Source organism: Kribbella antibiotica (assembly GCF_004349055.1).
In the GTDB taxonomy this organism is placed as follows: domain Bacteria; phylum Actinomycetota; class Actinomycetes; order Propionibacteriales; family Kribbellaceae; genus Kribbella; species Kribbella antibiotica.
Genome location: NZ_SMKX01000005.1, coordinates 14,579 through 40,612 on the forward strand (window position 1 = coordinate 14,579; position 26,034 = coordinate 40,612).

General features: G+C 68.2%; 24 protein-coding genes. 9 read left to right on the forward strand and 15 right to left on the reverse strand.

Going from position 1 to position 26,034, the window contains the following annotated elements; all coding sequences use genetic code 11:
• Positions 1-6 precede the first annotated feature (6 nt).
• Together E1263_RS02695 and E1263_RS02700 are read left to right on the forward strand one after the other, a co-directional pair.
• Positions 7-675: a response regulator transcription factor gene (locus E1263_RS02695; RefSeq protein ID WP_132164954.1), complete on the forward strand. Its 669-nt coding sequence runs from the start codon at positions 7-9 to the stop codon at positions 673-675.
• Positions 668-1,771, forward strand: coding sequence for a sensor histidine kinase (locus E1263_RS02700; protein ID WP_132164956.1), 1,104 nt, complete (start codon positions 668-670; stop codon positions 1,769-1,771). The genes E1263_RS02695 and E1263_RS02700 overlap by 8 nt, the downstream gene beginning before the upstream one ends.
• Here the strand turns inward: E1263_RS02700 and vanX are convergent.
• From vanX to E1263_RS02725, 5 genes are all read right to left on the reverse strand, one after another.
• Positions 1,747-2,355 carry a D-Ala-D-Ala dipeptidase VanX gene (gene vanX / locus E1263_RS02705; RefSeq protein WP_132164958.1) on the reverse strand — a complete coding sequence of 203 codons (609 nt, stop codon included), beginning with the start codon at positions 2,353-2,355 and terminating at the stop codon, positions 1,747-1,749. The two genes, E1263_RS02700 and vanX, sit on opposite strands and share 25 nt — an antisense overlap.
• The gene (locus E1263_RS02710; protein ID WP_202868692.1) at positions 2,352-3,308 is read right to left on the reverse strand and encodes a D-alanine--D-alanine ligase family protein; all 957 of its coding nucleotides are present in this window, start codon (positions 3,306-3,308) and stop codon (positions 2,352-2,354) included. Before E1263_RS02710 ends, vanX begins: the two co-directional genes overlap by 4 nt.
• A complete protein-coding gene (locus E1263_RS02715; protein WP_132164960.1) occupies positions 3,299-4,282 on the reverse strand; it encodes a D-isomer specific 2-hydroxyacid dehydrogenase family protein in 984 nt (327 codons plus the stop codon). The genes E1263_RS02710 and E1263_RS02715 overlap by 10 nt, the downstream gene beginning before the upstream one ends.
• Positions 4,283-4,405: 123 nt before the next feature.
• Positions 4,406-4,858, reverse strand: a complete 453-nt coding sequence (locus E1263_RS02720) for a hypothetical protein (RefSeq protein WP_132164962.1) — start codon at positions 4,856-4,858, stop codon at positions 4,406-4,408.
• A 126-nt stretch (positions 4,859-4,984) separates the two neighbouring features.
• The gene (locus E1263_RS02725; RefSeq protein WP_165956438.1) at positions 4,985-7,477 is read right to left on the reverse strand and encodes an ATP-binding protein; all 2,493 of its coding nucleotides are present in this window, start codon (positions 7,475-7,477) and stop codon (positions 4,985-4,987) included.
• A 162-nt stretch (positions 7,478-7,639) separates the two neighbouring features.
• Between E1263_RS02725 and E1263_RS02730 the strand changes: the two genes are divergently transcribed.
• The 4 genes from E1263_RS02730 (at position 7,640) to E1263_RS02745 (ending at position 10,800) form a co-directional block, all read left to right on the forward strand.
• Positions 7,640-8,173, forward strand: coding sequence for an EF-hand domain-containing protein (locus E1263_RS02730; RefSeq protein ID WP_132164966.1), 534 nt, complete (start codon positions 7,640-7,642; stop codon positions 8,171-8,173).
• A gap of 272 nt (positions 8,174-8,445) precedes the next feature.
• Positions 8,446-9,390, forward strand: coding sequence for a glycoside hydrolase family 6 protein (locus tag E1263_RS02735; protein ID WP_132164968.1), 945 nt, complete (start codon positions 8,446-8,448; stop codon positions 9,388-9,390).
• Between the two features lie 14 nt (positions 9,391-9,404).
• Positions 9,405-9,896 carry a hypothetical protein gene (locus E1263_RS02740; RefSeq protein WP_132164970.1) on the forward strand — a complete coding sequence of 164 codons (492 nt, stop codon included), beginning with the start codon at positions 9,405-9,407 and terminating at the stop codon, positions 9,894-9,896.
• A 43-nt stretch (positions 9,897-9,939) separates the two neighbouring features.
• Positions 9,940-10,800: a hypothetical protein gene (locus E1263_RS02745; RefSeq protein WP_132164972.1), complete on the forward strand. Its 861-nt coding sequence runs from the start codon at positions 9,940-9,942 to the stop codon at positions 10,798-10,800.
• Between the two features lie 26 nt (positions 10,801-10,826).
• On the opposite strand, the gene E1263_RS02750 is transcribed toward E1263_RS02745, so the two are convergent.
• From E1263_RS02750 to E1263_RS02760, 3 genes are all read right to left on the reverse strand, one after another.
• Complete coding sequence (locus E1263_RS02750; RefSeq protein ID WP_132164974.1) at positions 10,827-11,444, reverse strand: hypothetical protein; 618 nt, start codon at positions 11,442-11,444, stop codon at positions 10,827-10,829.
• A gap of 67 nt (positions 11,445-11,511) precedes the next feature.
• Positions 11,512-13,599 carry a peptidoglycan DD-metalloendopeptidase family protein gene (locus E1263_RS02755; protein WP_132164976.1) on the reverse strand — a complete coding sequence of 696 codons (2,088 nt, stop codon included), beginning with the start codon at positions 13,597-13,599 and terminating at the stop codon, positions 11,512-11,514.
• Between the two features lie 119 nt (positions 13,600-13,718).
• Positions 13,719-14,726, reverse strand: a complete 1,008-nt coding sequence (locus tag E1263_RS02760; protein ID WP_132164978.1) for a YihY/virulence factor BrkB family protein — start codon at positions 14,724-14,726, stop codon at positions 13,719-13,721.
• Positions 14,727-14,847: 121 nt separating this feature from the next.
• Between E1263_RS02760 and E1263_RS02765 the strand changes: the two genes are divergently transcribed.
• A complete protein-coding gene (locus E1263_RS02765) occupies positions 14,848-15,669 on the forward strand; it encodes an ACT domain-containing protein (RefSeq protein ID WP_132164980.1) in 822 nt (273 codons plus the stop codon).
• Here the strand turns inward: E1263_RS02765 and E1263_RS02770 are convergent.
• The 4 genes from E1263_RS02770 to E1263_RS02785 are packed head-to-tail and all read right to left on the reverse strand — an operon-like array spanning position 15,666 to position 21,792.
• Entirely contained in the window at positions 15,666-18,602 is a 2,937-nt protein-coding gene (locus E1263_RS02770; RefSeq protein ID WP_337590268.1) for a helix-turn-helix transcriptional regulator, read from the reverse strand. The genes E1263_RS02765 and E1263_RS02770 overlap by 4 nt on opposite strands.
• Before the next feature lie 56 nt (positions 18,603-18,658).
• Entirely contained in the window at positions 18,659-18,865 is a 207-nt protein-coding gene (locus tag E1263_RS02775; RefSeq protein WP_132164983.1) for a hypothetical protein, read from the reverse strand.
• Between the two features lie 22 nt (positions 18,866-18,887).
• Positions 18,888-19,097, reverse strand: a complete 210-nt coding sequence (locus E1263_RS02780; protein WP_132164985.1) for a hypothetical protein — start codon at positions 19,095-19,097, stop codon at positions 18,888-18,890.
• 34 nt (positions 19,098-19,131) lie between these two features.
• On the reverse strand, positions 19,132-21,792 hold the full coding sequence (locus tag E1263_RS02785; RefSeq protein WP_132164987.1) for a type 2 lanthipeptide synthetase LanM family protein: 2,661 nt from the start codon (positions 21,790-21,792) through the stop codon (positions 19,132-19,134).
• A 157-nt stretch (positions 21,793-21,949) separates the two neighbouring features.
• On the opposite strand from E1263_RS02785, the gene E1263_RS02790 reads away from it, so the two are divergent.
• On the forward strand, positions 21,950-22,180 hold the full coding sequence (locus E1263_RS02790; protein WP_132164989.1) for a hypothetical protein: 231 nt from the start codon (positions 21,950-21,952) through the stop codon (positions 22,178-22,180).
• An 8-nt stretch (positions 22,181-22,188) separates the two neighbouring features.
• On the opposite strand, the gene E1263_RS02795 is transcribed toward E1263_RS02790, so the two are convergent.
• On the reverse strand, positions 22,189-22,788 hold the full coding sequence (locus tag E1263_RS02795) for a hypothetical protein (protein WP_132164991.1): 600 nt from the start codon (positions 22,786-22,788) through the stop codon (positions 22,189-22,191).
• Positions 22,789-22,840: 52 nt separating this feature from the next.
• On the reverse strand, positions 22,841-23,413 hold the full coding sequence (locus E1263_RS02800; RefSeq protein ID WP_132164993.1) for an RNA polymerase sigma factor: 573 nt from the start codon (positions 23,411-23,413) through the stop codon (positions 22,841-22,843).
• A gap of 22 nt (positions 23,414-23,435) precedes the next feature.
• On the opposite strand from E1263_RS02800, the gene E1263_RS02805 reads away from it, so the two are divergent.
• A complete protein-coding gene (locus E1263_RS02805) occupies positions 23,436-24,779 on the forward strand; it encodes a serine/threonine-protein kinase (RefSeq protein WP_132164995.1) in 1,344 nt (447 codons plus the stop codon).
• On the opposite strand, the gene E1263_RS02810 is transcribed toward E1263_RS02805, so the two are convergent.
• The gene (locus tag E1263_RS02810; RefSeq protein ID WP_132164997.1) at positions 24,764-25,927 is read right to left on the reverse strand and encodes a hypothetical protein; all 1,164 of its coding nucleotides are present in this window, start codon (positions 25,925-25,927) and stop codon (positions 24,764-24,766) included. The genes E1263_RS02805 and E1263_RS02810 overlap by 16 nt on opposite strands.
• Between the last annotated feature and the right edge of the window lie 107 nt (positions 25,928-26,034).

Here is a 26,034-nt window from a genome sequence, read left to right on the forward strand (position 1 = left end):
CGGGGCATGCGGGTGCTGATCGTGGAGGACGAACCGGAGTTGGCGGAGGCGATTCGCGACGGGCTCCGGCTGGAGGCGATCGCCGCGGACATCGCTGGTGACGGTAACACCGCGCTGGAGTTGCTGAGCCTGCACCAGTACGACATCGCCGTACTTGATCGGGATATCCCCGGCCCGTCCGGTGACGACGTCGCCGCCAGCATTGTTGCCTCAGGCAGCGGAATGCCTATCTTGATGCTGACTGCGGCCGATCGGCTGGATGACAAGGCGTCGGGGTTCGAGCTCGGCGCCGATGACTATCTGACCAAGCCGTTCGCCCTGCAGGAGCTCGTCCTCCGGCTCCGGGCGCTCGATCGGCGGCGGGAGCACAAGCGCCCGCCGATCTGGGAGGTCGCGGGGCTCAAGCTCGACCCGTTCCGCCGCGAGGTCTACCGCGACGGCCGGTACGTCGCCCTGACGCGGAAGCAATTCGCCGTACTGGAAGTGTTGGTCGCGGCCGGGGGCGGCGTGATCAGCGCGGAGGAGTTGCTGGCCCGGGCGTGGGATCAGAATGCCGATCCGTTCACCAACGCGGTCCGGATCACGGTGTCGACGCTGCGCAAGCGGCTCGGCGAACCGTGGTTGATCGCGACCGTGCCCGGTGTCGGCTATCGGATCGGCACCGAGGATGAATAGGCAGCCTGGGCTGAGTGTCAGGCTGAAGCTCACGCTCAGCTATGCCGGTCTCGTGATGGTTGCCGGCGTTCTGTTGATCGCGGCCGTGATGGTCGCGTTCCGGCTCATCCCGCCGGACGGTGTGGTGATCACCGTGCGGTATTCCTACTACGAGGGCATCCTGCGCAAATTCCTGCCGGCCAGCGGCGTGATGCTGGCGCTCTTGCTGATCTTCGGGCTGGTCGGCGGCTGGATCCTGGCTGGGCGGATGCTCGCGCCGCTGTCGCTGCTCACGAACGCAACCCGGCTGGCCGCGACTGGGTCGCTGTCGCATCGCATCCAGTTGCCGGGGCGCAACGACGAGTTCCGCGAGCTGGCCGACAGCTTCGACGCGATGCTCGCGCAGCTCGAAGCGCATGTCGCCGAGCAGCGGCGGTTCGCCGCGAACGCATCCCACGAACTGCGCACGCCGCTGGCGATCACGCAGACGATGCTCGACGTGGCGCGCAAGGACCCGAACAGTTCGACCGGCGATCTGGTCGACCGCCTGCATGCCGTCAACGCCCGCGCGATCGACTTGACCGAAGCGCTGCTCCTGCTCAGCCGCACCGACCAGGGCTCCTTCACCCGCGAAGCCGTGGACCTGTCCCTGGTGGCCGAGGAAGCGGCCGAGACGCTGCTGCCCCTGGCCGAGGAACACGACGTGCTGCTCGAAACCTCAGGCGATGTTGCCTTCACCGTTGGCTCCCGCGCGCTCCTGCTGCAGCTGACAACAAACCTTCTGCACAACGCGATCGTGCACAACCTGCGTACTGGCGGCATCGTGCAGGTCGAGGCTGCCGAGTGGGCCGAGGCCGTTGTCCTGACGGTCGAGAACACCGGCGAGCCCGTCACCCCCGAGCTGCTCTCGACCCTCACCGAACCTTTCCAGCGCGGCGCCGAACGCCTCCGCAGCGATCACGGTGGCGTCGGCCTCGGCCTGGCCATCGTCAAGCGGATCACTCAGGTCCACAACGGAACCCTGAGCCTGATGGCCCGCCCCGACGGCGGCCTCCGCGTCACCGTCGAGCTTCCTCGCGGCGAGCTGGGTGCTCATGCGATCGGGAAGTCGAAGTAGCTGTCGGGGTAGGGCTCGTTCCGCAAGGTGTAGTGCCACCATTCGTAGTCGTAGTGCTGGAAACCTGCGGTGGCCATGATGTTGCCCAGGTGCCGGCGGTTGCGCGCCTCGGTCGCGGTGATGCCGTCGGCACCGTGGTGGGAGATCGAATCCATCAGGTCATGATCGCCGCCCATCGAGGTCAGCTCGCCGGTGTCGAGGTGGTAGAGCGTGAGGTCGACCGTGCTGCCGCGGCTGTGCCCGGACCGAGCGGAGACGTAGCCCTGGTCGAACATCTCGGCGCGGGCGATATTCGGGTAGTGCCGCGACTTGGTGCGGTTGTCCTCCGGCTCGTTTGCCCAGCGCAGGAAGCGATTCACGGCACTCTGCGGCCGGTAGGCATCCCAGATCAGGAGCCCGAATCCGAGCGCGGCCGCTGCTTCCCGGCCGTCGGCCAGCGCAGTGGCCAACGCTTTGGTGCCCACGATCCGGTTGGCGAAGTAGCCGTCGACCGGGCGGCCGGTGAAGTTGTCCCAGGTCGCGTATTTGGCGTCCCAGCGGATGCCGGAAACGAACTCGTCGAGGAAGACGAAGTCGGCTCTCATCGTCCCTCCAGCGCCAGCGCGACCGCCTTGTCGACCACGTCGCCCAGCGACAGCCCAGCCGCCGCCATCATCCGCGGATAGCGACTGTACGACGTCAGTCCCGGCATCGTGTTGACCTCGTTGAGCACCACCGTTCCGTCATTGGTCAGGAACATGTCCACGCGCGCCAGCCCGCGGCAACCGAGCGCGCGATAGATCGCCATCGCCGTCTCCTGGACCAGCTTGCGAGCATCCGACGAGATCTGCGCCGGAACGATCGGTGTCGAGTTCTCGGAACCGTCCTCGGGCGAGTCCTCCTGATGGATGCGGAAGAAGCCGTGGGTGAGCGAGATGTGGTCGAGTTCGCCGGTGACAAGCTCGCCGTCGTTGCCCAGCATCGCGCAGCCGATCTCACTGCCCGCGACACCTTCTTCGATCAGCACCTTGTCGTCGTACTGGCGAGCGGTGGCCAGCGCTGCGGGCAGTTCGTCCGGTCCGTTGACCTTGCTGACGCCGAACGACGATCCCGAGCGGGCCGGCTTCACGAAGACCGGGTAGGTCAGTTCGGAGGGAAGCGTGTCCTCGGTCCAGAAGTTCGGTACGGCGATCCCCGCATCGCGAGCCACGAGGTAGGCGAGTGATTTGTCCATGCAGATCACGGAACTCTGGATGCCGCAGCCGACGTACGGGATGCCCGAGAGCTCCAGCAGCCCCTGGATCGCGCCGTCCTCACCGTACTTGCCGTGCAGTACCGGCAGCACGACGTCCAGCTGCAACTGCGACAAGGTCATCGGGCGCCCCGCACCGAAGTACGGGCCGTCGCAGAGTTGCCACGCACCGGCCTCGGTGATGCCGATCCAGTCCACCTCGTACTTGGCGGGGTCGAGGTGTTTCGCGACCTCCTGCGCGGATTTCACCGAGACGTGATGCTCTTCGCCGATGCCGCCGAAGATGATGCCCAACCTCATATCCATTCCCGCTTCCTGCTCTCGACCTCGAGGCAATTGATGATGGAGTTCTCGACCGTGTCGCTGAGGGCGTGGTCGGTGTAGTAGGCGGTGTGCGGGCTGACGATGACGTTCGGCAGCTTCTGCAACCGCAGCAGCAGATGACTCTCGATCGGCTGGTCGCGGTGGTCGGCGTAGAAGATGCCTTCTTCGCCTTCCAGCACGTCGAGCGCCGCGCCACCGAGTTGGCCGCTCTCGAGCGCGGGGACGAGCGCCGCAGTATCGAGTAGCGCGCCTCGGCCCGTGTTGACGACGACTGCGCCGTACCGGAGTTGTTCGATCCGCGAGCGATCGAGGAGATGGTGCGTCTCCGCGGTCAGCGGAGTATGCAGGGTGACGACGTCGCTCACCCGCAGCAGTTCGGAGAGCGGCACGTAGTCGGCCGAGGTTCGCGGGCAGTTGTCATAGGCAACGACCTGGCAGCCGAACCCGCGGAGCCGGTCCAGGACCGCCGCGCCGATCCGGCCGGTGCCGATCACCCCGACGACGAGGTCGCGCAGTTCACGGCCCCGGGACGCGGTCAGCCGGTAGTCGTACAGATCTGTCTGCCGGACGGTCGACTTCGCATTGCGGAGCACCATCAGCATCAGCATCACGGTGTAGTCGGCGACACTGTCGGGGGAGTAGGCAACGTTCTCGACGGCGATGCCGAGCGTGTCGGCGTACTCGAGATCGAGATGGTTGTAGCCGATGCTGCGGGTCGAGATGTAGGTGACCCCGGCCTGGCGCAGCGCCAGCAGAGTGGCGTTCGTGATCCGGGCCTTGTGTCCGACACTGATACATCGGTTGCCGGACACCAAATCGATCGTGGCCTCGGAGACTGCCGCCGGGGTGGTGGTCAGCACCACGCTGAAGCGAGCGGCCAGCTCCCGGAACAAGACGGCCTCGTCGGGTTCACAGCTGTAGACCGTGATCCCGAGTCCTGGTTCGCTGAAGTTCATACCGCCAAGTCAAGAGCGTCAGCGGTTGCCGGCCCGTATCCGGTTTTTCATATGCTCACCACATGAACGGCCAAACGAAAAGGCCGGACCCCGACCTACGGGACCCGGCCGATTCGGGGTGACTCAGGTGTGCGGGTTGTCGCGGTAGCTCGTCGAGCACTTGTTGCTGCTGCCGAGGTCGACGCAGATCTCGACGCCGGCCTTGACGATGTTGGTGCTGGTGTTCAGCTCGAGGTTGCTGTACGGGCCCCAGTCGGCGCTTTCACAGGTGCCCTCGTCCTCGTGCCAGGTGCCGTAGGCGTACGCGCCGTTGGTGAGCAGCGCGCGGGCGCGGCCGATCACGCGGTAGCCGTCACCGGGGCAGGTGTCGTTGATGGTCCAGTTGTTGTAGGTCACCGAGCGCGCGCCGGTGAAGTTCAGGTCGGCGTCGGACTCGCCGCCCGACGTGCCGCCGGACGGGTAGGTCAGGACGCGGGAGTAGACGTGGCCGTCGGCGGCCATGGCCGGCGTCAGGCCGACGGTCAGCAGAGCGGCCGAGGCCACGGTGACACCGAGGGCCCTCAGGGGGATACGCATAGCAGAACTCCTTGTCACTGGGCGGCGTTTGTCCTGATAAGGACAACGCGCCCCATGCTCATGGTGACCGGAGTGAAGTGTCCCCCTTTCCGGTCAAATCCGGTCAGCCCGATCACGGCCGATCAGCTATGCCGACAGGGCTGCCAGCTGGCTTGCCACGGCGTTGGCTTCGGGAGTCTTCAGGCGATCGAAGATGGTCAGGGCGCGGCGGAGCTCGGTCTGGGCGGTCCCGGGGTCGCCGAGCAGGACTAGAGCGCGGGCGCACCCTTGGTGGCTGCGGGCCTGCTCGTACGGGTCGCCGACTTCGGTCGAGATCGCCAACGCGGCTCGGTGCCGGTCGAGGGCGATGGCGGGCGATCCCGCCGTACAGGCGACTGTGCCGGACTCGTTGAGGGCGAGGGCCTCGGCATCGCGGTTGTCGACCTCGACGGCGATCGTGAGGGCAAGCTCCAGGCGGGCCCGGGCCGGTTCGAGGGCGCCGAGTGCGCAGAAGGCGCGGCCGAGCGTGACGAGGGCATAGGCCTCGCCGGTGCGGTTCGCGGTCTCGCGGGCAATGGTGATCGCGGCCTCGGCATCGGCGCGAGCCTGGTCGTGACGGCCGAGGCTCAGGTTGACGCCGGCCCGGCTGTTCAGCGCGCGGCCCTCGGTCACCCGGTCACCGGTCTCGCGCAACATCGCCAGGCATTCCTGGACGCGTTCGTACGCTTCGTCGTACCGGCCGAGTCGCTCGGCGAGATGGACGACGTTGTGCAGAGCCTGCGCGGTCGCCAGGTGTGAATCGATGGAGGAGGCGATCTCGAGCGACTGCTGGTAGTTCGAGTAGGCCTCGCTGTAGGCGCCGACGCGTTCGAGCACCAGGCCGAGGTTGATCAGCGCGCGGATGTGCTCGCGGTGATCGCCGCCGGCCGAAGCGATCGATAGCGCCTCGGCATACACCTCGCGCGCCTCGCCGAACCGGCCGAGCCGCCAATAGACGACGCCAAGGCTGCTCAGCGCTCGCCCGCGTGCCGCTCTTGGTGATACCTGGGCGGCGGCTGCATGCAGGACCTCACCGTCGGCGTAGTGACCGGCGTCGTCGAGGTAGCGGTAGAGGATGGACGAGAGATCGGCCGCGTGACTGGCCAGGCCCTGCTCGGCGGCGCTGAGCCCGCAGGCGACGAGGTTGACGCGCTCGGTCTCCAGCCAGGCAAGGGCGGCGTCGCGATCGGTCGGAGCCTTGGCCGCTGAGGTTTCCGGCGGGCGCCAGTCAGCCTCGTACGGCGCGTAGACCGACATCGCGAGTGCAGCCATCGCCCGATAGTGGTCGGCCAACCGGGTGAACGCGGCCCGCCGAGCGCTCGCCGGATCCTCGTCGCTGCCGCGCTTGGCGGCGTACACGCGGACCAGGTCGTGCATCTCGAACCGGCCGGGGGAGCGCTGTTGCAGCAGGCTTCCGGCTAGCAGATCGCCAAGCAGTTCAGACGTCTCGGCCGCACTCGCATCGGCGAGCACTGCCGCGGCGGCGGTGTCGAAGTCAGCCCCGGGATGCAGCGCAAGCATCCGAAGCAGGGTGCGGTGAGCCGCCGGAAGGCTGCTGTCCGACTGCGCGAGTGCGATCTCGACGGCGTCGTCCAGCGAGAGAGTTCGGCCGCGTTCGACGAGCCGCTCCAAGTGGTCCGACAGACTCCAGGTCGGCGTGGCCCCGATCCGGCCGGCGACTAGCGCAAGCGCGAGCGGCAACTGACCAACCTGTACGGCGATGCGCTCCGCCGTCGCGGGGTCGGCGCTGACTCGCGCTGACCCGATCGACTTCCGGAGGAGTTCATCGGACTCCGCAGGTGTGAACGCGCCGAGCTGCAACCGCACGGCATCGGGCAACTCCAACTTTCGGCGGCTTGTCACGAGAACCACGCTGCCCGGGACCGCGGGCAGGAGCGGTACGACCTGGTCGGCAGACGCGGCATTGTCGAGCAGGATCACGCTTCGCTTGCCGGTCAACGCTTCGCTGAGTCTCGCCGTACGGGCACTGGGTGGGGCGCCGCGGACGCCGAGGACACGCAGAAAGGCCTCCAATACGGCGCCTGGCTCGGCCGGCTGGCGCGGATCGAATCCGCGCAGGTTCACCGCGAGCACCTGGTCGACACCGTCCATCAGATGCGCCAGATGCACGATCAACCGCGTCTTGCCGACCCCCGCCATCCCATCCACGGCGATCACTACCGGCTCCGACCGGCCGTTCACCCACGGCCGCAACCGCGCCAACGCGTCGGCTCGGCCGGTGAAGGCCTCCAGATCATCCGGCAGCCGGTCAGTCACGTTGACCACGGCCGCATCCGAAGCAGCCCCGCACACCAATTGATAGGCCTGCCGCCAGGCCAGCACATCCGCATCCCCGGTCAACGCCCGAACGACGTCGACCACCAACTCCACATCCAGCCGGCTCCGCCCCGGCTGCAAACATCGGTAGACCGTGTCGTACGCCGGAACCTCAGCGACCCCACGCGCCGTACGGCTGCGGACAATCCGCCGATGCAGCTCGCGGTAAGACACCCCGGACCACACCCGCAACTCCCGCAACCGACCGCCGAACTCGGTCAGCCCGATGATGCCGTCCGGCCCTGGCTGTGCGCTTCCCGACATGCTCGCGTGGCCTCCTCGGGGGCGGTCAAGTGGCGCGTACAGCATGCCGCCCGGCTTGCCGCTTGTACAGGCATTCACTCGGGGTAGCGACGACGGTGCCGGTTACTCAGCGTTGCGCCGGGTAGGAGCGCCCGTACTACTCAACGATGTGGGAGGCAACGAATGGCTACTGACTTCCAGCGCCGTAAGGTGGCCGGCGTCTTCGCCGCGATGGATGCCGATGGCAATGGGTACCTCGAGGAGGCCGACTTCCAGGCGCTGACCGAGCGTTGGGTCGGGCTACGCGACTGGGAGCCGGGGACGGCCGACTACGACCGGATGAGCTCGATCATGATGGGCTGGTGGTCGGCCATCTCGACACTGTCCGGTGCCGAGAACAGCGACAAGGTCTCGCTCGACGAGTTGATGACGGTCGTCGACCAGCTGCCCGCCATGGACGACGCGATCTACGCGACCGCCGACGCCATGTTCGACGCCATCGACCAGAACGGTGACGACCGGATCGCCCTCACCGAACACAAGCAGGTCGTCTACGCCTGGAAGGGTTCCGACGACGGCATCGAAGAGGTCTTCCCGCAGCTCGACCTGAACGGCGACGGCCACCTGTCCCGCGGTGAGTTCCGCGACCTCTGGGCCGACTTCTGGCGCGGTGACGATCAGTCCGCGCCGTCGCAGTGGGTCTTCGGTCCCTACTGAGCTCAGGGTTTCCGCATTCGGCAGCACTGCACCAGGTCGCGCCAACGGTCGGTGCCAGGTACTGGGAACGCTTCCAGGAATTACTGCGGCCGAATGCAGGAAACCGTTCTGGATAGAGGCGGAGAGCTTGGAAGCGCTTCCAAGGAAGGTAACCGCTTACCCGGGTTGAGGGAAGAGCTCCGACGCATTGACAGCACCCACGCGGCTGGTCCAGCATTCCGGCCAACGCCACGGTTGGTGCCGGACGACCTTCACTCAGAGAGGGCGCCGGAATGTTCGTACTCAAGACGCTGACAGCTGCCATCCTCGCCGCGGCCTTCGTACTGCCCGCGACACCTGCCGCTGCCGCGAGCCCCATCAGCCTGACCAGTGGTTTCTACGTCAACCCCGACTCATTGCCCGCCGCCTGGGCCCGCAACAACGCGGGTGATGCCCGGGCCGCGCGGATCCAGAGCTCGATCGGGTCCAAGCCGATCGCGCGCTGGTTCGGCAACGACAGCGCCATCGGCACGACCGTTGCGAACTACACGGGTGCTGCTGACGGTCAGGACAAACTCCCGGTCCTGGTCGCCTACAACATCCCCGATCGCGATATCTGCGCCGGCCACTCCGGAGGTGGGGCCGGCAGCGTGGCGGCGTACAAGACCTGGATCTCCAGCTTCGCCGCGGGGATCGGCTCCAAACCCGCGGTGGTGATCATCGAGCCCGATGCGCTCAACGGCATGGACTGTATGACGCAGGCGCAGAAGGACGCTCGCCTCGGGATGCTGCTCTACGCCACCCAGATGTTGCAGCAGAAGGCCCCGAACACCTACGCCTACCTCGACGCGGGCAACCCGGGCTGGACCGCCGCCTCGACGATCGCCTACCGCCTCGGCCAAGCCGGTATCAACAACATCCGCGGCTTCGCCGTCAACGTCTCGAACTTCTACTGGACCAGCGAATCCATCACCTACGCAAACTCCCTGAACAGCTACCTCAGTACGGCGAAACCGTTCGTCATCGACACCAGCCGCAACGGCAAAGGTCACGGCGACGGCTGGTGCAACCCGCCCACCCGCAAACTCGGAGTCGTCGCCCAGACAGGTGGCGGCGCGGAGATGCTGCTCTGGATCAAGACCCCCGGAGTCTCCGACGGCCCCTGCGGAACCGCGCCGGGGACTCCGGCCGGCCAGTTCAACCCTGACCTGGCGGTCCGGTTGATCGACGGCACCTGAGGCAGACTGGCTAGGTGATCGAGTACTGCTTCAAGTGGAACTACGCCGACGGTCGCCCCGGAGTGCCGCTGACCGTTGACGAAGCACGCGACCGAGACCTGGCGGGTACGGAGTTCACCGCGATCCTGCCCGCCAGGCTCGGTAGTACGAGCCCAGTTCTGGTCACGCCGGTCTGGGCTACCGGCGTACTGGTGGTGACGTTTCTCGACGAGCCTGGCCGCAAGGCGACTGAGTACACCTTTCAGAAGCGGACCGACGATCGCCTGTTCCTGACCCGGGTCCACACCTGGACCTACCCGACCGACGAGCCTGGGCTGCGGCTGTCTGCCGCATCGACGCACGAGACCGTCCTCTATCAGGAGGACGGTTTGGTGAAGCGCGTCGTGAAGGACAAAGTCGAGCGTACGCAGGAGACTGTCGAGTACGCCGACGTTCCGGTCGACTCGAACTGGGAGCCGATCCCGGTCTTCGGCGACTACGGTTCGATCGCGCGTTGGGACCGTTGATCGGCCACTATGGAGACAGCGCTTCTGATCGAGGAGGACGGCCATGGCAGCAGGACTGAAATCTCGCCGGATGATCGCGGCTGCTGGAGCCGCGGTCGTGCTGTTGGCCGGTTGCTCCGGGGAGAAGCCTGACGCGGTGCCGACACCGAGTGGGCCGGTCAGTCAGTCGACGCCTGCCCCGACTGTCACCAACACTCAGCCGCCGACCACCTCCACCCCACCCGGTACGTCGGTCACGCCGCCGGCACCGACTGCTCCGCCGACCGTGCCGCCTAGCTCCTCAGCGCCCGGGCGACGGGTGTTCCGGTATCAGGCGGCCTGGCCGTTCACCTCCGAGGCGCGGGCGGGGGAGTGGCAGCGGTCGTATCGGAGCGGCGGGCACCAGCCGTGGCACCTGGATGCGGGCGAGACGGCGCTGTCGTTCACCCAAGGTTTCCTCGGGTTCAAGGACCTCAAGCTGATCACCTCGCGCAGCATCCGCGGCGACGAGGCGTATGTCGGCGTCGGCTATCAGATCGAGACCGGCCGCAAGTTCACCGCCGCCGTCCTTCACCTGGTCCGGATCGGCCAGGGCGGCGACGCCCCCTGGGAGGTCGTCGGCACCCGTGACTCCGACCTTTCCCTGACCACACCCCGGTACGGCGCCACCGCCGGCTCGCCGTTGACCGCCGGCGGCCGCATCACGGGCGTCGATGAGGCGATCCGGATCGAGGTCCGCCAGGCGTCCACGGCCAAACCGCTCGGGACACTGTGCTGTGTCCCCGCAGGCGGTGAGCGCAGCCCGTGGACCGGCCGGGTCACCTTCCGCGGTGCGACCGATCCCGCGCTGATCGTCGTAGCCTCGGCCGGCGGTCACAACCAACGCACCGAACGCTTCGCCATCACCGCCGTACGGCGTAGCTAGCGGCAACCCCAACGCCGGCCAACGCCTCAGTGCAGGATTCGGGACCTTAGCGCGAGGTCGTCCATCGTCTCCAGGACCCGGAGGTGGGTCACTCGGACAGGAAGGCGGAGCGGCTGGTAGGTGGCGATCAGGTCGCGGAGTTCGGTGTAGGCAATGCCGGTGACGTCGGCGGTTAGTTGGAGGTAGCCGGCTAGCAGGGGCTGCTGTACGACGAGGGCTGCTGCTTCGTCGGCCGGCTCGACCGGGAGGTAGATGCGGCCGGTGTTGAACTGTCCGATCCAGGGGCCGCGGACGATCAGGTCAATGGGGGCATCCAGCGTGCGTGGCTGGTCGCTTGCGTGGACGAGGGTGGCGTGGACGCGGTCGGCTCGCAGATCGAGGCCGCGCCACCAGACCAGGTTGGCGAGGCTGGAGGCGGCCAGGGCCGACAGGAAGGGCTCGGGGCGTGGGTCGGGGAGGGGCACGACCAACGAGCGGGCTGGTGGCCAGTACTCGCCGGGTCCGGGGTCCGGGCCGAGTGGAGCGCGGAAGCGGTCGGTGAGCAGGGGTAGGTGACGCGTTCGGTAGCGATCGTCCAGCAGCAAAGCGTCATGGTCGGCCCAGGCGTACTGCTGGTCGGCGAGCCTGCTCAGCACATCAGGCACTGCGATTCCCCTCTCGCGAAAAAGCGCCGTACCCGAGGATTGTCCCCGGGTACGGCGGTGCTGGCGATCAGCAGCTGGTGGCGGTGTACGTCTCGCCGCGGAAGAGGGCGTTGCCGGGGGCGCCGCAGATGACGGGGTTGCGGTTCAGGCCGGCCATGAAGCCGGCGGAGTTGATCGGGCTGGCGAGGTTGTAGGGGACCGAGACCTCGAAGTGGAGGTGGTCGCCGTCGGCCTTGCCGACGTCGCCTTCGATGCCGAGGACGGTGCCGGCGGTGACGACGTCGCCGACCTTGTGGCCGCGGCTGGTGACGGAGTCGGTCTGGACGTGGCTGTACTTGGTCCACTCGCCGTCCGCGTGCTCGAGCCAGACGTAGTTGTTGTCGGAGGTCGGCTCGGAGTTGGTGTCGACGATGTACTTGATGGTGCCGGTGCGAGCGGCCGCGATCTGGTATTCGGGGCCGGCGCTGACGCCCGACATGTCGATCCGTCCGAGCGGGCTGTGGGCCAGTACGTCGTTGGTCACCTTGACCTTGGTTCCGGCCTTGTAGCCGAGGCGGTACTCGCCGATCGACATTGCCGGGCCGCCGAACCGGTCGTGGGCCTGGGCGACGCCGTTCACTCCGGCGCTGTCCTGGGTCCAGATCTGGTCGTTGGTGAGGGAGAGGAAGCCGGAGGTGCCGTAGAGGACGTTGACCGCGCCGCCGCTCGACTGATTGCCGACAGCTTCACCAGGTGCACCGGCTGCCAGGTCGGCGCGGCCGTTGCCGTCGAAGTCACCGGCGGCGAGGGCATAGCCGAGGTAGTCGCCGGGCTCGGAGGCGCCTTCCATGTCGTTGACGCTCTGGCTGAGGTGCTGGACAACCAACGGGGACAGTCCGTCCGCGCCGCCGTACAGGACGCTCAGGCGGCCGGCCGCAACGTTGCCCTTGACAATGGTTCCGGGGGCGCCGATCGCGAGATCGTCACCGGCCTGGCCATTGAAGTTGCCGGCGGCAAGCGCCGTACCGAACTGGTCGCCGGAGGACGCCGTACCGCCGAAGAGCAGGCCGGCCCGGGTGAAGATCTGGCTCCAGTTGGCCTGCAGGCCGTTGGCCGTGCCGTAGGTGACGTTGACGGCGCCGGCGTCGCGGGTGTCGCCGTCGTTCTCACCCGGTACGCCGACCGCCAAGTCGTCGCGGCCGTCGTTGTTGAAGTCACCCGCGGCCACCGACTGGCCGAAGAGGTCGTTCTTCTCCCAGTTGCCCGGTACGCCGTCGGTCGACTGGTTGATGACCTGGTTGCCGGCCGAGGTGAGCCCGGCGGCCGCGCCGTAGATGACGTTCACCGTGCCGGCCGCGCCCTGGTCGGTGATGGACTCGCCCGGTACGCCGACCACCAGGTCGGAGCGGCCGTCGTTGTTGAAGTCGCCGGTGGCCAGCGAGGTGCCGAACTGGTCGCCGCCCTCGACGTCACCGGTGATCCCCGGCGCGTTCTGGTGCCAGGTCTGGCTGCCCGTGGTCGCCAGGCCCGCGCGGCCGCCGTACAGGACGATGACGTTCCCGGCCTGGTTGGATCCGGCGACCTCTTCCTTGGCCGCGCCGATGGCGAGGTCGGCACGGCCGTCGTTGTTGAAGTCGCCCGCGGCGACCGCCGTACCGAACTCGTCGGTGCGCTCGGCCTTGTCGGGGATACCGGGGGAGGACTGCGTGAAGACCTGGTTGCGGGCGGTCGTGAGCCCGATCTTGGAGCCGTAGAAGATGTTGACCGCACCGGCGTCGTACACGTCGGTGCCGTCGGCGGTCTCGACGCTTTCGTGCGGTACGCCGACCGCGAGGTCAGCGAAGCCGTCGTTGTCGAAGTCGCCGCAGGTGGTGGAGTGACCGAAGGCGTCGCCGCGCTCGGCCACCCCGTTGATACCGGGGTTGTCCTGGTTGATCAGGACGTTGCCGGCGGTGGCCACGCCGGACGCCGAGCCGTAGAACACGTTGACCGAGCCGGCGCTGTCGAGGCTGCCGACACTCTCGCCCGGGACCCCCACCGCAAGGTCCGAGCGGGAGTCGCCGTTGAAGTCGCAGTTGGGCCCGGCGATTGCGTCAGCCGAGGCAAGGAGGGGCTGGCCGATGACCGCGGCGGCCAGCAAGGCCGCGGCGGTGATTCCGGCGGTTCGTCGTTTCATCAGAAGTCCTTCGAAAGATGGGCGGAACTCTTACCCAGGACTCTGCTGGAACGGCGCTGCGAAGGCATGAGGGACGACCCCTCAAGTTGCGGCCTGGGGGTACCCCCAACCGGCGGTCGCTAGCGCGACTTGCGGCGCTGGAAGCGCTTCGTGCGCGGCTTGTCGAAGGTGACGTCGATGGTCTCAGAAGCCTTGTGCCGCTGGGCTTTGGCGTACATGGCGTAGGCGCGGTGATCGGCGGGGGTGAGGTCGGTGGCCGAGTCGGTGAACAGGGCCAGCAGGGAGCGAGGGTAGAGGTTGTGGACGAGGACCGAGTTCAGTTCGGCGCCGATCACGGCGATCACCGCGGCGGCGTAGATGAGACCGATCAGGCCGAGCGTCAGCGCGAAGATGCCGTTCACCTCGCTCGCCTTGGCCAGGACGTCGTTGACGTAGACGCCGCCGAGCCGTTCGAGCAGATGCCAGCCGAGTGCGGTGAAGAACGCGCCGGGGATGATGGTCCGGAAGGCGGGCCGCGGTCTCGTGGCCGGGCGCAGACACAGCGTCAGCATCGCGGTGAGAACGAGGATCGAGCCGATCGACACGAGCCAGCCCAGGTTGTCGGCAACCACCCCGGCCAGTGAGGCCTGGCTGCCGGCCAGGACAGTCAGGGTCGCGAAGCTCAGCACGGTCAAGCCGGCCAGCGACAGCAGCGCCCCCGATCGCAGCCGTCCATGAAAGGGATTCGGGCGCCGGTTGCGCGGCGTACCCCACGTGACGTTGACCGCGTTCTGCACGGCCTGGCCGAGGCCGATGATGCCGTAGAGAGCGGTGATCGTTCCGACGATGACGGCTCCCGTGCTGCCTTGGAGACCCTGAGGCGTCGCCAGCTGCGTGCCGACGATCGGGAACTCCTTGAGCGCCGACTGCAAGACGGCCTTCTGCAGCTCTTCGTTGCCTTGGAGCACGAATCCGAGCACGGACGACGAGATCAGCAACAGCGGAAAGATCGCGGCGAACGCGTAGTAGGTGATGATGACGGCGAGGTAGCTGCCTTGGTCGTCGAAGAACTTGTAGACCACCGCGAGCGGAAACCCGAGCCGCCGGCGCCGCCGCTGCGCAGCATCCAGCCGCCCCAAGGTACTCACGCCCCTACGGTACGATCCGGAGCCCCGGATCCCCTCAGCGGCTCCCCGATGCGGCTCTGCGATGCAGCGAGCTTCACAGTCCGGCAATGCCTGGGCAACGTGGACAGCCGATCCTGAATCCATGGAATCGTTGCGTACGGCGCTGGTCGGTGGGCAGGCCTGTGAGGTGTGCGGGCGGTTACCGCATCCACGACGGTTGCGGCTGACGGTGGCCAAGCTCCTGGCGGTGTTCCCGGTCGAGTTCGCGCTGCACGCGGTCGTGCTCGCACTGCATCCCCCGTACCTCGTTGCCGTGGCGAGCCTCGTGATCACCACGACTGTGCTCGTCATCTGGGTGGTCGAGCCGTCGGCGATGCGTTTCCTCCGCACGTGGTTGCATGCGCCCCGAGCACACGCGGCCGGCGGAACGGATGCACTGTGGCGGATCCGGGTCACGCTGGCAGACCGCGTCGGATCGCTGGAGCGGGTGACGCACGAGCTGGCCGCACTGGACGCCAACATCCTCGGCCTGCACGTACACGCGGTCGAGGAAGGTGTTCGCGACGAGCTGGTGGTGTCAGCACCAGACGAGGTCCGTTCAGCTGAGGTGGCGACCGCGGTCGCGGATGCGGGTGGACGTGACGTGCAGGTGTGGCCGACTACGGCACTCGCGTTGATGGACGGGCAGACCAAGGCCCTGAGCCTGGCGGCGCGCGTGGTCAGCGACCCGACCGAGCTGCCGCATGCGGTAGCGGAGCTTCTAGGCGCCCAACTGATCACCGACCGGGTCCTGCTGGCCGGACCGCTGCCCGGTGATGGGACGGTCCTGAAGATCCCTTCGCCGTGGTCTGGCATGTTCGCGTTTGGGCGCCCCGGCGAACCATTCACGCCGGGGGAGTCGGCCCGCGCGCACCGGCTCGCACAACTGGCCGAGCTGGCCGCACAGACGCCGTACCTGCGTTAGATGTCCTGCTCGAGTGACAGGAGACGCTCGGCATAGCGGCGGAGGGCGGTGCGGTCCGCCTGCGCGGTCTTTGTGATCAGGCTGGCCACGTGCTTCTCGAGTGTGCGCGGTGAGATGAACAGGCGCTCGGCGATGGCCCGGTTGCTGCCGCCGTACACGGCCAGTTGATCGAGCACTTCGAACTCACGCACCGAGACGCCGAGCGACCGAAGGTCCGCCGGAACCCGATCATGATTCTCGCGGCGACGCCGTACGGGGACACCGAGGTCTTTCAGGAGGCGGCGGCAGGCGCGGGCCGGAGCGGGTACGCCGTGGTCGTGGAAGTAGCGTTCGGCGGCCTCGAGGAGTTGGGCCGGATCGCCCCAGCCGTGCTCGATCGCTTCGGGGGCCACGAGCCGGTGGCCGAGGTGCCTGGCCATCGGGAAGAGCGCACTCGCTTCCTGCGCCTGCGCCAGTGACTCCGCGGCCCGCTCGGTCTGACCGGCCCGGCCATGCAGGACGGCTTCGGCCAAGCGGACGAACTGGAGATTCCAGCGCAGTGTGCCGGTCGGCCGCTCGGTGGCCGCATTGAGATGCTCTTGGCGCAGTCGACCGGCCAGGACTCCGAGGAGCAAGGCCATCCCACCTGGACCGGACAGGTGCATCGTGGTGGGGTTGTCTGCTTCGAAGGCGACCACCCGCGCGAGTTCGTCCTCGGCTCGGCCGCGCTCCTCGTGCAGCAGACTGCAGAACGAGCGAGCCAGCCCCAGCGAGTAGGACAGTCCGAACGGCCCGTTGCCCGCGGTGGGTTCGTGGGCGATCAGCGCCGCCTCCATCTCGGCGCGGCGGCCTTGATGGGCCGCCAGGACGGCCTGGACGACCTGCAGGTACGACTCGACGTGTCCGAGTTTGATCCGGGTCGCGGTGGCGAGCTCGGTGGTGAGGATCTGGGCCGCGGCCTGATAGTCCCCGCTCATCACGCGTTGCAGTGCGATCGTCCCGGACAGGCCGACCGCCATCGGGATCGCGCCGGCGATCAAGGCGCGGGCCTGCACCGCCTCCAGCTCCGTACGGCGGCCGTCGGCGAGGAAGGTGATCCCGGCCTTGAGCACCTGGGACTGGATGACCTCGGTCGGCAACTGGTAGGTCGTGGCGAAGCGCTCGGCCTGGTCGAAGTACCCATAGGCCTCGTCCAGGTCGTAGGGGCGCGCAAGGATGCCGAGCCACTGCCACGCCTCACAGGCGATCTCGGGCAACGGCACTCGCGCGGCGGCGTCGGCCGCGCGGCGGGCCAGCGCGATCCCGCGCTGGAGCCGGTCCGGCCCGGGCTGGTTGAGCACGATCGCGGCCGCACTGACATCGACGGGTGCCGTCTCCGCATCGCCGGCACGATCGCCCAGTAGTTCCCGGGCGGTCGCGAGATGGGCGAGAGCCAGTTCGTGCGCCGACAGATCGTTCCGGTTCACCGCGAGATACGCGTACAGCGTGGCGAGCCGCGGCCCGGGCAGACTGTCCGCGCGCAACTTCTCCAGCGCGTCCTGGACGTCGTCCAACCGCTCGAACCGGCCGGCCGCGCGCTGTGCGACCAGCAACGCGGCGATCAGATCGGCCCGGGCCGCCGGGGTCGCGATCCCGGCATCGAGCGCCTGATGGAACAGCTGCACCGCTGACTGCAGGGCTCCCGCCTGGTAGGCCCGCTGGCCGGCTTGAGCGAACAGTACGGCGGCCCTGTCCGTCTCGCCGGAGGCCATCCGCAGCGAGGCAGCCAAGGCGCACCAGTCGTCCTCGAGCTGCGGGTGCAGCGACTCGATCGCTTCCGCCGCCTGCCGTGAGTACTCGGCTCGTTCGATGTTCGTCAGCTGGGCCAGCAACGCCTCTGCCGTCAGCGGATGCCGGAAGGCATACCAGTCCGGAGCCGGTACGTCGGCCGTCACCAGCTGCGCGGCGATGCCGGCGCGCAAGGTGGTGACCATCTCGCGTTGATCGGCCTCGGTGGCAGTTTCGACAACCCGTAAGGAGAACCGTGGCCCAAGGACTGCAGCGACCGACAGCAGTTGTCTGCTCCGCGCACCCAGCGAACTCGTCCGCGATCCGACACTGTGGACGACGGCTGCCGGTACCCCTGCGCGGAGTTCACCGAGCGCTTGCCACCCGGCCGGCGAGGCGACGAGCTGCCCGCTGTGGGCGAACTCGCGCAACACTTCCTCGACCACGAACGGAACGCCGGCCGAACTCGACCACAGCTGTTCGAGCACCGCCGCCGGGATCTCGCCGGCCGGCACATCCAGCATCCCGGCAGCCAGCTCGGCTGTCTGCTCCTGCGGGAGCCGATACAGCTCGAGGATTTCGGCCACCCCGCGACCCTGCGCGGCCGTGGCCAGCTCCAGCGCCGGTCCGGTCTGGGACCGCAGGGTTCCCAGGATCAGCACCGGCTGACCGACGAGGTTGTCGACCAGGTAGTCGACCACCGCCAGCGTCTCGGCATCGGCGGCGTGCAGATCGTCCAGCACCAGCAGGCAACCACGGTCGCGGCCGAGCTCGGCCAGGAACCGCAGGATCGCCTCAGCCAGTACGGCGATCGAGAGCTGCCGACGGACCTGTCCGGTCTCGGACAGACCGGGGACCAGCCGGGTCAGCACCTCGCGGTAGCCGCCCAGTTGCTCCAGCACGTGATCATGGCCGTCGCGCAAGTGCGCGGCCAGTGCCTCGGAGAAGGGGCGCAACGGCATGGCCGCACCCAACGTCCCGGCCCGGCCGCGCAGGACCGGTACGTCGAGCTCAGCCGCGACACCGGCCGCCACCGCGCCGAGCCGGGTCTTGCCGATCCCGGCCTCGCCGGTGACGAACAGCGCCCGCCCCTGCCGGGCGGTTGCCTGCTCGACCGCCGTCCGGATCTGCAGCAACTCATGGTCCCTGCCGACCGTGACGGGCGAACGAGCACGCAGCCCGCGAATCTCAGACCGCCTGTACTTCGGAGTTCATGGTTCCCCCCAGGGTGTGTGGTGCCTGGCTACATGATGGTGACCGGCGGCGTGTGCGTGATCGTGGCCATGCAGGGCACCGACGTCTGGCCGGCCTCGCTCCGGAGCCTGCCGAGCATCTGCGTGTAAGCACCGGCCAGGGCCGCGATGCGCAAGCCCTTGCGCTGCGGAACCGGCGAGGCCAGCGCACCGGCGTACAGCTCGTCACTACCGAACAGTTCTGATCCTGCACTCATGTTTCCCCCATTGATGTGTGTGTCAGAAGGTGACCGGTGGGAAGGTGGTCTCGTGGCTGGTGCCGACGCAGGCCGCCGACGTCTGGCCGGCCCCTCCGCGGAGACCGGCGACCACCTGCGTGAACGTGCCGGACAGGGCTGCGATCCGCAGGCCCGCGCGCAGCGGTGCCGGTGCGGCCAGGCCGCCGGCGTACAGCTCGTCACTACCGAATGAAACGGCTCGCTTACTCATGGTTCCCCCAGGACTTCTTGTCGGCAGCGAAGGCTCAATTTACCGGTGAAGACCGCAATGCGGCATCCCTCTCGCGAGTGGCGTGCCCGCCCGGAGTCGGCTCGAGCATCAGCACCGATGGCACCTGGTCGGCGAAGCCGAGCCGGAGCAGCCCGTAGCCGATCCCGGCCAGACCCAGCAGCAGCCCCGGAGATTCCACCCCGTCCGGAGTGCCGCTGCGGGCACCGTCCTGCTCGATCGACGAGAGGACGGCCCCGGCTCGCCGGGCCAGCAGCCCCGCGACTCCTGGCCGTCCGTCGAGTGCCAGCGTGGCCAAGCGGTCGAGTGCGCCCAGCTCGCCATGGCACAGGCTGAGATCCGCGAGCCGCGGCCGGCTGGCGGTCCGGGCCAAGTAGACGTCCGCGTTCTCGTCGGGTGCGGAGACACACCACCCCGGGCCGGCCGGTGCGGACCTGACGGTGTGCCCAAGTGCCCAGGCCACACCAGCACCTCCCCTGAGGAAACCGTCCGGCAACCCCGGCCGCAACCGCAGCCGTCGCTCAAGCTGGTCGGCGACCTCGACCGCAGCCGAGGTTGGCAGCAACTGGGCAACCGCTCGCAGCGCGACCAGACCGCCGGCATCTCCGTCCCCGTACGTCGGTACGGCGGCCGCCGCCGGAACGGCTCCGATCAGCGCGATCGCGGTCTCGGCCCACCCGGCCAGCTCGCGGTCGTCCAGCAGCCGGCTCAACCTGGCCAGCGCATAAGCGATCCCGCCCAGTCCGTGGTATCCAGTTCCGGCGGCGACGAGCGCTTCCGGCTCGTCCGCCAGGGACTCCAGCACCTGGTGAACCGGTCGGACGGCCTCGAGCGCAGTGGCCCGATAGCGGTCCCCGTCGGTGAGAACCGCGAGCTGGGCCAGGAACAACGCCGTACCGCAGTATCCGCTGGGCAGTCCGGCCCCTAGCGGGAGCACCGCCCAGTAGCTGTCGTCCACCGGCTCCAGGCCGATCCAGTTGGTCCGGTCCGGCCCGACGAGGGCGGTCGCGAGGAGCGTATCGGCGACTTCGGTCGCTGCCGCCAGCAGCCGCTCGGGATGTGCACTGCCGGCCGATTCGTGCTGCCGCGACAGCACAGGGGAGCGGTGCTCGACCTCCGCCTGCCGGGTGGCCAGCGTTGCGCGGATCACCCAGTTCTGGCGGTCCCGGTCGGTGTCGTTCAGCTCGCGCAACCGGCGCTCAACCGTGGCGGCAGTCGATTCCGGCCAGGCTTCGGGCACTCGGGTGCCGTCGGCGGCCCACAGGTCGGTGCTGGCGGGAGTGGACCGGAAGTACGGGATGTCGTCCTGCTCGAGGTCGGCGAGCTCGTGCACGATCAAGGACTGCAGCAGTTCGGTCGGTGAACTGTCCTGGAGTTGCCGGAACAACTTGTCGCGGACAGCTTCACTGCGCAGAGCTCGTGGGTGCCCACTCGACTCCTGCAGCCAGCCGTACTCAGCGGTCGGCCGCGCCACCCAGCGAATCTCGTCGGTCGCGAACCGGGCCAGCAGTCCGTCCGCCCCGAGCAGTTCGTCGCGATACCGCGCAATGACGTCGTACGCGAAGGTGAACCCGGCCACCATCGCGGACGCGTGATCGCGTGGCTCAGCCGGTACGTCGCCCACCCGCGGCCGGTTCGGTGTCACCGGAGCGGTCCGTTCGACGCGCACCGAACGCATCAGATCGGTGCCCTCGCCGGCCCAACCGAGTTGTGAGAAGGGCATCTCACCGGCGTCACCGCCGAGACCCGACAGGTCGCGCATGCCGATGTCACCGGTGACCGAGAACGGCAGCAGCGCCGTCCGGTGCACCGATTCGGCCAGGACCCGATCCGCAGGATCCGTGGTCGACATCGGCAGCGCCGAGTGGAACAAGGTCTCCAGGTCGACAAGCACCGGATGCTCGCCGGCCGCGATCAGGTTCTCGAAGTGCATGTCCACGCCGTCGAGCAGATGGAGCAGCGCCAGGATCACACCTTGGCGGTAGTAGTACCGGGTTACCCCGGCCACGTCCGGACAGCCCTCCGGCTCGATGAACTCCGCCCAGCCGTAGCTGGACCGGCTCACCAATCGGGCTGTCCGGACGGCGATTCCGCTGCGGAGCGCCAGCCAGTCCAAGAGCTCGTTGAAATGCGCATGGACCGCGAGCGACCGCGGCTTGTAGACCAGCCGGCGGCCGGACGCGAAGGTGAGCAACTGCACCGCCCGCCCACCACAGTGCCCATCTCCGGCCTGTTCGGCGGCGGTCAGCGCACCAGGGTCCACTCCGTCGAACAGCGCCCGTACGACGGCCGACCGGTCAGCCGCCCATCGCGTGGTCAGCTCGTCCCAGTTCTGGACGGCGCGATCGCAGATCCGCTCGCAGCGCTCGTGGAGCAGGGGGTAGCGCTCGAAGATCTCCTCCATGCCCCCGTCCTCCGCGAGGCTCCGCAGGAAGTGATCGAAGCGATCAGCCGGACTGTCACCCCGCAGGACACCGTGCTCGCGCGCGCGGTTCAGCTCAAGAACGATGGCCCGTGCCGACGCATGGACCAGCCGGCGCGCCACCTGATCCAGCTGATGGCCGGAGGCCGCGGCGCCGGCTCCGGTCAAACGCTTGCGGGTGCGCTCGAGCATCGGCTCGAAACAGCGCCGGAACGCCGCCTGCCACTCCGGCATTCCGTCGTACGAGGTGATCACCTGCGCAACTATGGCAAAGCGGACCGGGCCGGAACACGCCCATCGCTACCCATCTAGCCGCGCACCCTACCCATTCAGCGCGAAGCCTCGCCGTACCCACTGAATGGGTAGGCATCCCCATATCGGCGAGGGCGGGTCCGCCGGTTGACTCGGTGCCATGACCGAACCACAGCTCACTTCTCTGCCCGACGCCGTCGTCGACGGACAGCGCCTGCTGGAGCGCTTCGGTCGGACCGCGGACGGCCGGCCCCGCAGGATGTCGCCCATCGAGGCCTTCGTACTCGCGGCAACGCGGACCAGCCTCGTACGGCGCGACGCGAACGGCGCGCTGCTGGTGCCGGCGCAAACCGACGCCGGCCTCGTTCTCACGAGACGGCGTCGGTGGTAGTCAGCAGGTCAGTCGCAGGTGTCGCAGATGCCGCTGGCGGGCGTCTGCAGGTTGCACTTGGGGCAGGCCTTGATCGGGCGCTCGGCGATCGCGGCCTTGCGGGCGCGGGCACGAGCGGCACCGAGCTTGGCCGGGATCATCGCGCTGCCACCGTCGGAGGGCAGGTTGCCGGCCTCGAAGTGGCGGTAGGCGGCGAGACGCTGGTGCGAAGCGTGCGCGTCCGGGTCGGCCGGGGTCTCGCCGGTGGCGGCGCCGACGATGGCGGCATAGCCCTCGAAGACACTTTCGTCGGGGTTGACGGCCAGCGCGGGCAGCATCGGCTCACCGCGGCGCAGGTTCTCCGCGTAGACCTCGGCGAGCGTGCCGCCGATCCAGAGCTTCGGCAGCTGCTTGGTCCGGATACCGGTCAGCTCCTGCACGCCGACGGCGAGGTCCTTGAGCTGAACGACGGATTGATACTTCTTCGCGGCGACCAGGAGCAACTCACGTGCTGCTCCGGCCCACTCGACCCGCGCGGCGGCTACTCCGATATCGGACACCTCACGCCATTCACGCGCTTCAACTTCCGGCAGTTCTTGGTCTGATGTGGCGACATCGAAGATAGACACACTTGAAACCCTACGGGGCCGGGGCCGATCGGCGAAACCGAACGGTGTGAGTTCAGTCCTGCTTCGGCAGCAGTTGAGCCTTGAGAGACACCCTGGCCCGGCTGATTCGTGACTTAACTGTGCCCACCGGGACCCCGACCTGGACAGCGATCTCGTCATAACTGAGCTCGTAGATGTCACGCAGGACGACCGAAGTGACAGTTTCGGGCAGGTCGGTCTCGAGGTGTTCGAGCGCGTCGAGCAGATCCAGCCGGGTTCCGGCGACCACGCTCGTCGTCCGGGGGTCAGGGCGGTCGTAGTGCGCCGGGCGGTCGTCGTCGTGCCAGGCGGCCGGGTTCTCGGCGGCGCGGCGTTTGAGCCGGCGATAGGTCTCGCGGGCCGCATTCGAGGCGACGACGTGCACCCAGGTGCTGAAGCGGCTGCGGCCGGAGAAGGTCCCGATCTTGGTCGCAATAGCCAGCAGCGCGTCCTGACAGGCATCCTCCGCGTCGGCCCGGTGCGGAAGGACCCGCTGGCAGATCCGGATCACCTGCGGCTGTACCTGACGGATCAGCTCATCCAGCAGTGCGGGTTCCTGGGCAGCGCGCCGAGCCAGGTCGTCGAGCGCGTCCGCGTCGTTCGGCATGTCGTTGACGATAATGGCCGGCATGGTTCAGCCCTCTCATTTTGGCCGTTACGCCGTGATCCGGCGGCTGGGCAGTGGTGGATTCGCTGCTGTCTGGCTGGTTCGGGACGAGTCACTCGACGCCGAGGTGGCGGTCAAGGTGCTGGCCGAGCACTGGGTCGACAATCTCGACGTACGGCGTCGCTTTGTCGAGGAGGGCCGGTTCCTGCGGAAGGTCGATTCGCCGTACGTCGTCGGAGTCCACGACATCGGCACGACCGACGACGACCGGCCGTTCCTGGTGCTCACCTACGCCGATCGCGGGACGCTGGCCGAGCGCATCAAGGCTGGCCCACTGCCGCTGGCCGACACCGTGGCCGTGATCGAGGACGTGAGCGCGGGACTCCAGGAGCTGCACGACCGCGGCGTACTGCATCGGGACGTGAAGCCGGAGAACGTTCTCTTCCGCAGTACGCCGACCGGTGAGCGGGCGATGCTGGGTGATCTGGGGCTGGGGAAGTCGCTGGAGGCGGTGTCGCGGGTGACGATGCCAGGCGGTACGCCGGCCTATGTCGCGCCCGAGCAGGTGCGTGGTGACGTGCTCGATCCGCGGGCCGATCTGTATGCGCTGGCCGCGGTCACGTACGCCGCCCTGGCCGGACAGCCGCCGTACGGGGCGACGACCCTGGCCGCGGTGCTCGCGGTTGATGGACCGCCGCCGCCGTTGGAGACAGTGCCTGCGGCGGTGAACGACGTCATCCGGCGTGGGCTGCGCAAGGACCGGGATCAGCGCTGGCCCGACGTACGGGCGTTTGCCGAGGCGTTGCGATCGGCTGCGGACACTGCTGAACCTCGGCGCCGCTTCTCGCTGAACCCGTGGGTGGCGGCCACGGTCGCTGCTGCGGTGCTCGGTGGGGCTGGGGGCTATCTGGGCTGGCAGTACGGCGTTGGGCGGCAGTGGGTGCGGGTGGTGGATCAACAGAAGGTCCTGTCGGTTGAGCTTCCGCGGGACTGGACGGATAGCCGGACCGGCAGCGGCTGGCAGCCTGCGGGAGCGACCGGTCAGCTGCCTGGTCTGCTGGTGAGCGCTGACAACGCCGCCTGGAGCAGTGCTGGGGCGAAGGTTCCGGGGGTGTTCGTTGGGGTGCTGCCGTCGGGGACGCTGCCTGCGGCCAGCTCGCTTCCGGGCCCCGAGGGCTGTACGGCGTCTGCTCGGAGCGACAGCGGGCCGACTGCCACTGCGACGTACGAAGGCTGTCCGACGGGGATGACGACGTACGAGCGGGTGAAGCAGTTCGACGGGGCGCTGGTCCGGATCCAGGTGCGAGCCGAGGACGCTGCTCAGGCTGAGCAGGTCCTCGACTCGGTGAACTACGCGCCGAGGTAATACGGGCGGCTGTCTTCGGCGCCCGCCTTCACCGGCGTGGCCAGCTCGCAGGTGCCGTCCTTCGGCGTGCAGCGCGCGATCGCGGTCTTACCGCCTTGCTCGGCGAGGACGAGGATGTGGGTGGCGTCCTCCATCGTCGTGGAGATGATCGCAACCTTGGAACCGCCGCCCCACTCCCGAATCGGCCTGCCGTTCTTCAGGTCGAGCGCAGCGAACAGGCCGTCGCTGTACCCATCCCGGTACGCCGGTCCACCGAGCGCGAAGGTGCTTCCGCCGAGGATCTCGTCGACCCCGTAGTCGCACGTACCCCAGCGCTTCTGGCCGTTCGCGAGATCAACCAGCGCTGTGCAGCTGCCGTCGTTCGAGGTGGAGACGATCGACGCGGCGAGCTGAAGGTTCGAGGACACCGCGGACGGCGAAGGCGCGCTGTTGACGGCCTTGGGGGCGTCGTCGCCAGCGATCCACTTGTAGAGGTTCTGCTTGCCGCTCTTGTTCAGTGCGCTGAAGTAGATCTCGCTGCCCTGGACCGCGTGGACGATCGGGCCGTGCTCGCCGGTGAGCTTCAGCTCGTACTTCTCGCCACTGCCGTTCTCGCGCCAGACCAGCGTGTACTTCGCGAGCTCGGTGCCGTCCGCACTCGTGGGCTGGATGGCGTACGCGCTGGTGGAGCGGTCGGCCGAGGAGCGGACCGTGGAGACGTCCTTGACGGTCTCGCCGCGCTTGCCCGCGGTCCACGTGGTGAGTGAGCCCTTGCCGGTGTCGCCGGGGCTGCTCAGCACGAGCGCGTCCTTGGTGCCTGCCCGGGCGATGTCCCAGACCGGGCCGTCCGTCGCCGGCAGCGTGAACTTGGTCGCGCCGAAGTGGACGGTGCGGCCGTCCATGTACGACGCCTTGGGCGCCGCGCCCTGCTTGAGCTTGGTCAGGTCCAGAGTGAGCTTGACTGTGCTGCCCGGTGTGCTCGAAGGCGTGCCTGAGGGCTTGCTCGGCGTCGTGGACGGCTTCGTCGTGGTGCTGCTGATCGGGTTGGCGTTGCCACCCGACGCTGCAGCGAGCGTCGGCGTCTGCTGTGCAGCCACCAGCGCACCCGCGACCACAGCAGCGACCGAAACGCTCGCGACCAGGCCGGCCAGCTTGATACTCCGATTCATGATTCCCTCCGGGGAAAATTCGTGCTCAGTGTGTCGTACTGGAGGGCTTAGATGGTGGGCCGACACGTTCGGTTCACGACACCGGAAAGTTTTCGCTGCGAGACTGG

What these genes read in the sequence shown, in the direction of transcription:
- E1263_RS02775 (WP_132164983.1), bottom strand. Translation starts at nt 18,865, where the DNA reads ATGAGTGCAGGATCAGAACTGTTCGGTAGTGACGAGCTGTACGCCGGT.
- E1263_RS02695 (WP_132164954.1), top strand. Translation starts at nt 7, where the DNA reads ATGCGGGTGCTGATCGTGGAGGACGAACCGGAGTTGGCGGAGGCGATT.
- E1263_RS02780 (WP_132164985.1), bottom strand. Translation starts at nt 19,097, where the DNA reads ATGAGTAAGCGAGCCGTTTCATTCGGTAGTGACGAGCTGTACGCCGGC.
- E1263_RS02810 (WP_132164997.1), bottom strand. Translation starts at nt 25,927, where the DNA reads ATGAATCGGAGTATCAAGCTGGCCGGCCTGGTCGCGAGCGTTTCGGTC.
- E1263_RS02700 (WP_132164956.1), top strand. Translation starts at nt 668, where the DNA reads ATGAATAGGCAGCCTGGGCTGAGTGTCAGGCTGAAGCTCACGCTCAGC.
- E1263_RS02715 (WP_132164960.1), bottom strand. Translation starts at nt 4,282, where the DNA reads ATGAACTTCAGCGAACCAGGACTCGGGATCACGGTCTACAGCTGTGAA.
- E1263_RS02800 (WP_132164993.1), bottom strand. Translation starts at nt 23,413, where the DNA reads ATGCCGAACGACGCGGACGCGCTCGACGACCTGGCTCGGCGCGCTGCC.
- E1263_RS02765 (WP_132164980.1), top strand. Translation starts at nt 14,848, where the DNA reads ATGGAATCGTTGCGTACGGCGCTGGTCGGTGGGCAGGCCTGTGAGGTG.
- E1263_RS02710 (WP_202868692.1), bottom strand. Translation starts at nt 3,308, where the DNA reads ATGGATATGAGGTTGGGCATCATCTTCGGCGGCATCGGCGAAGAGCAT.
- E1263_RS02725 (WP_165956438.1), bottom strand. Translation starts at nt 7,477, where the DNA reads ATGTCGGGAAGCGCACAGCCAGGGCCGGACGGCATCATCGGGCTGACC.
- E1263_RS02730 (WP_132164966.1), top strand. Translation starts at nt 7,640, where the DNA reads ATGGCTACTGACTTCCAGCGCCGTAAGGTGGCCGGCGTCTTCGCCGCG.
- E1263_RS02745 (WP_132164972.1), top strand. Translation starts at nt 9,940, where the DNA reads ATGGCAGCAGGACTGAAATCTCGCCGGATGATCGCGGCTGCTGGAGCC.
- vanX (WP_132164958.1), bottom strand. Translation starts at nt 2,355, where the DNA reads ATGAGAGCCGACTTCGTCTTCCTCGACGAGTTCGTTTCCGGCATCCGC.
- E1263_RS02720 (WP_132164962.1), bottom strand. Translation starts at nt 4,858, where the DNA reads ATGCGTATCCCCCTGAGGGCCCTCGGTGTCACCGTGGCCTCGGCCGCT.
- E1263_RS02790 (WP_132164989.1), top strand. Translation starts at nt 21,950, where the DNA reads ATGACCGAACCACAGCTCACTTCTCTGCCCGACGCCGTCGTCGACGGA.
- E1263_RS02735 (WP_132164968.1), top strand. Translation starts at nt 8,446, where the DNA reads ATGTTCGTACTCAAGACGCTGACAGCTGCCATCCTCGCCGCGGCCTTC.
- E1263_RS02755 (WP_132164976.1), bottom strand. Translation starts at nt 13,599, where the DNA reads ATGAAACGACGAACCGCCGGAATCACCGCCGCGGCCTTGCTGGCCGCC.
- E1263_RS02805 (WP_132164995.1), top strand. Translation starts at nt 23,436, where the DNA reads ATGGTTCAGCCCTCTCATTTTGGCCGTTACGCCGTGATCCGGCGGCTG.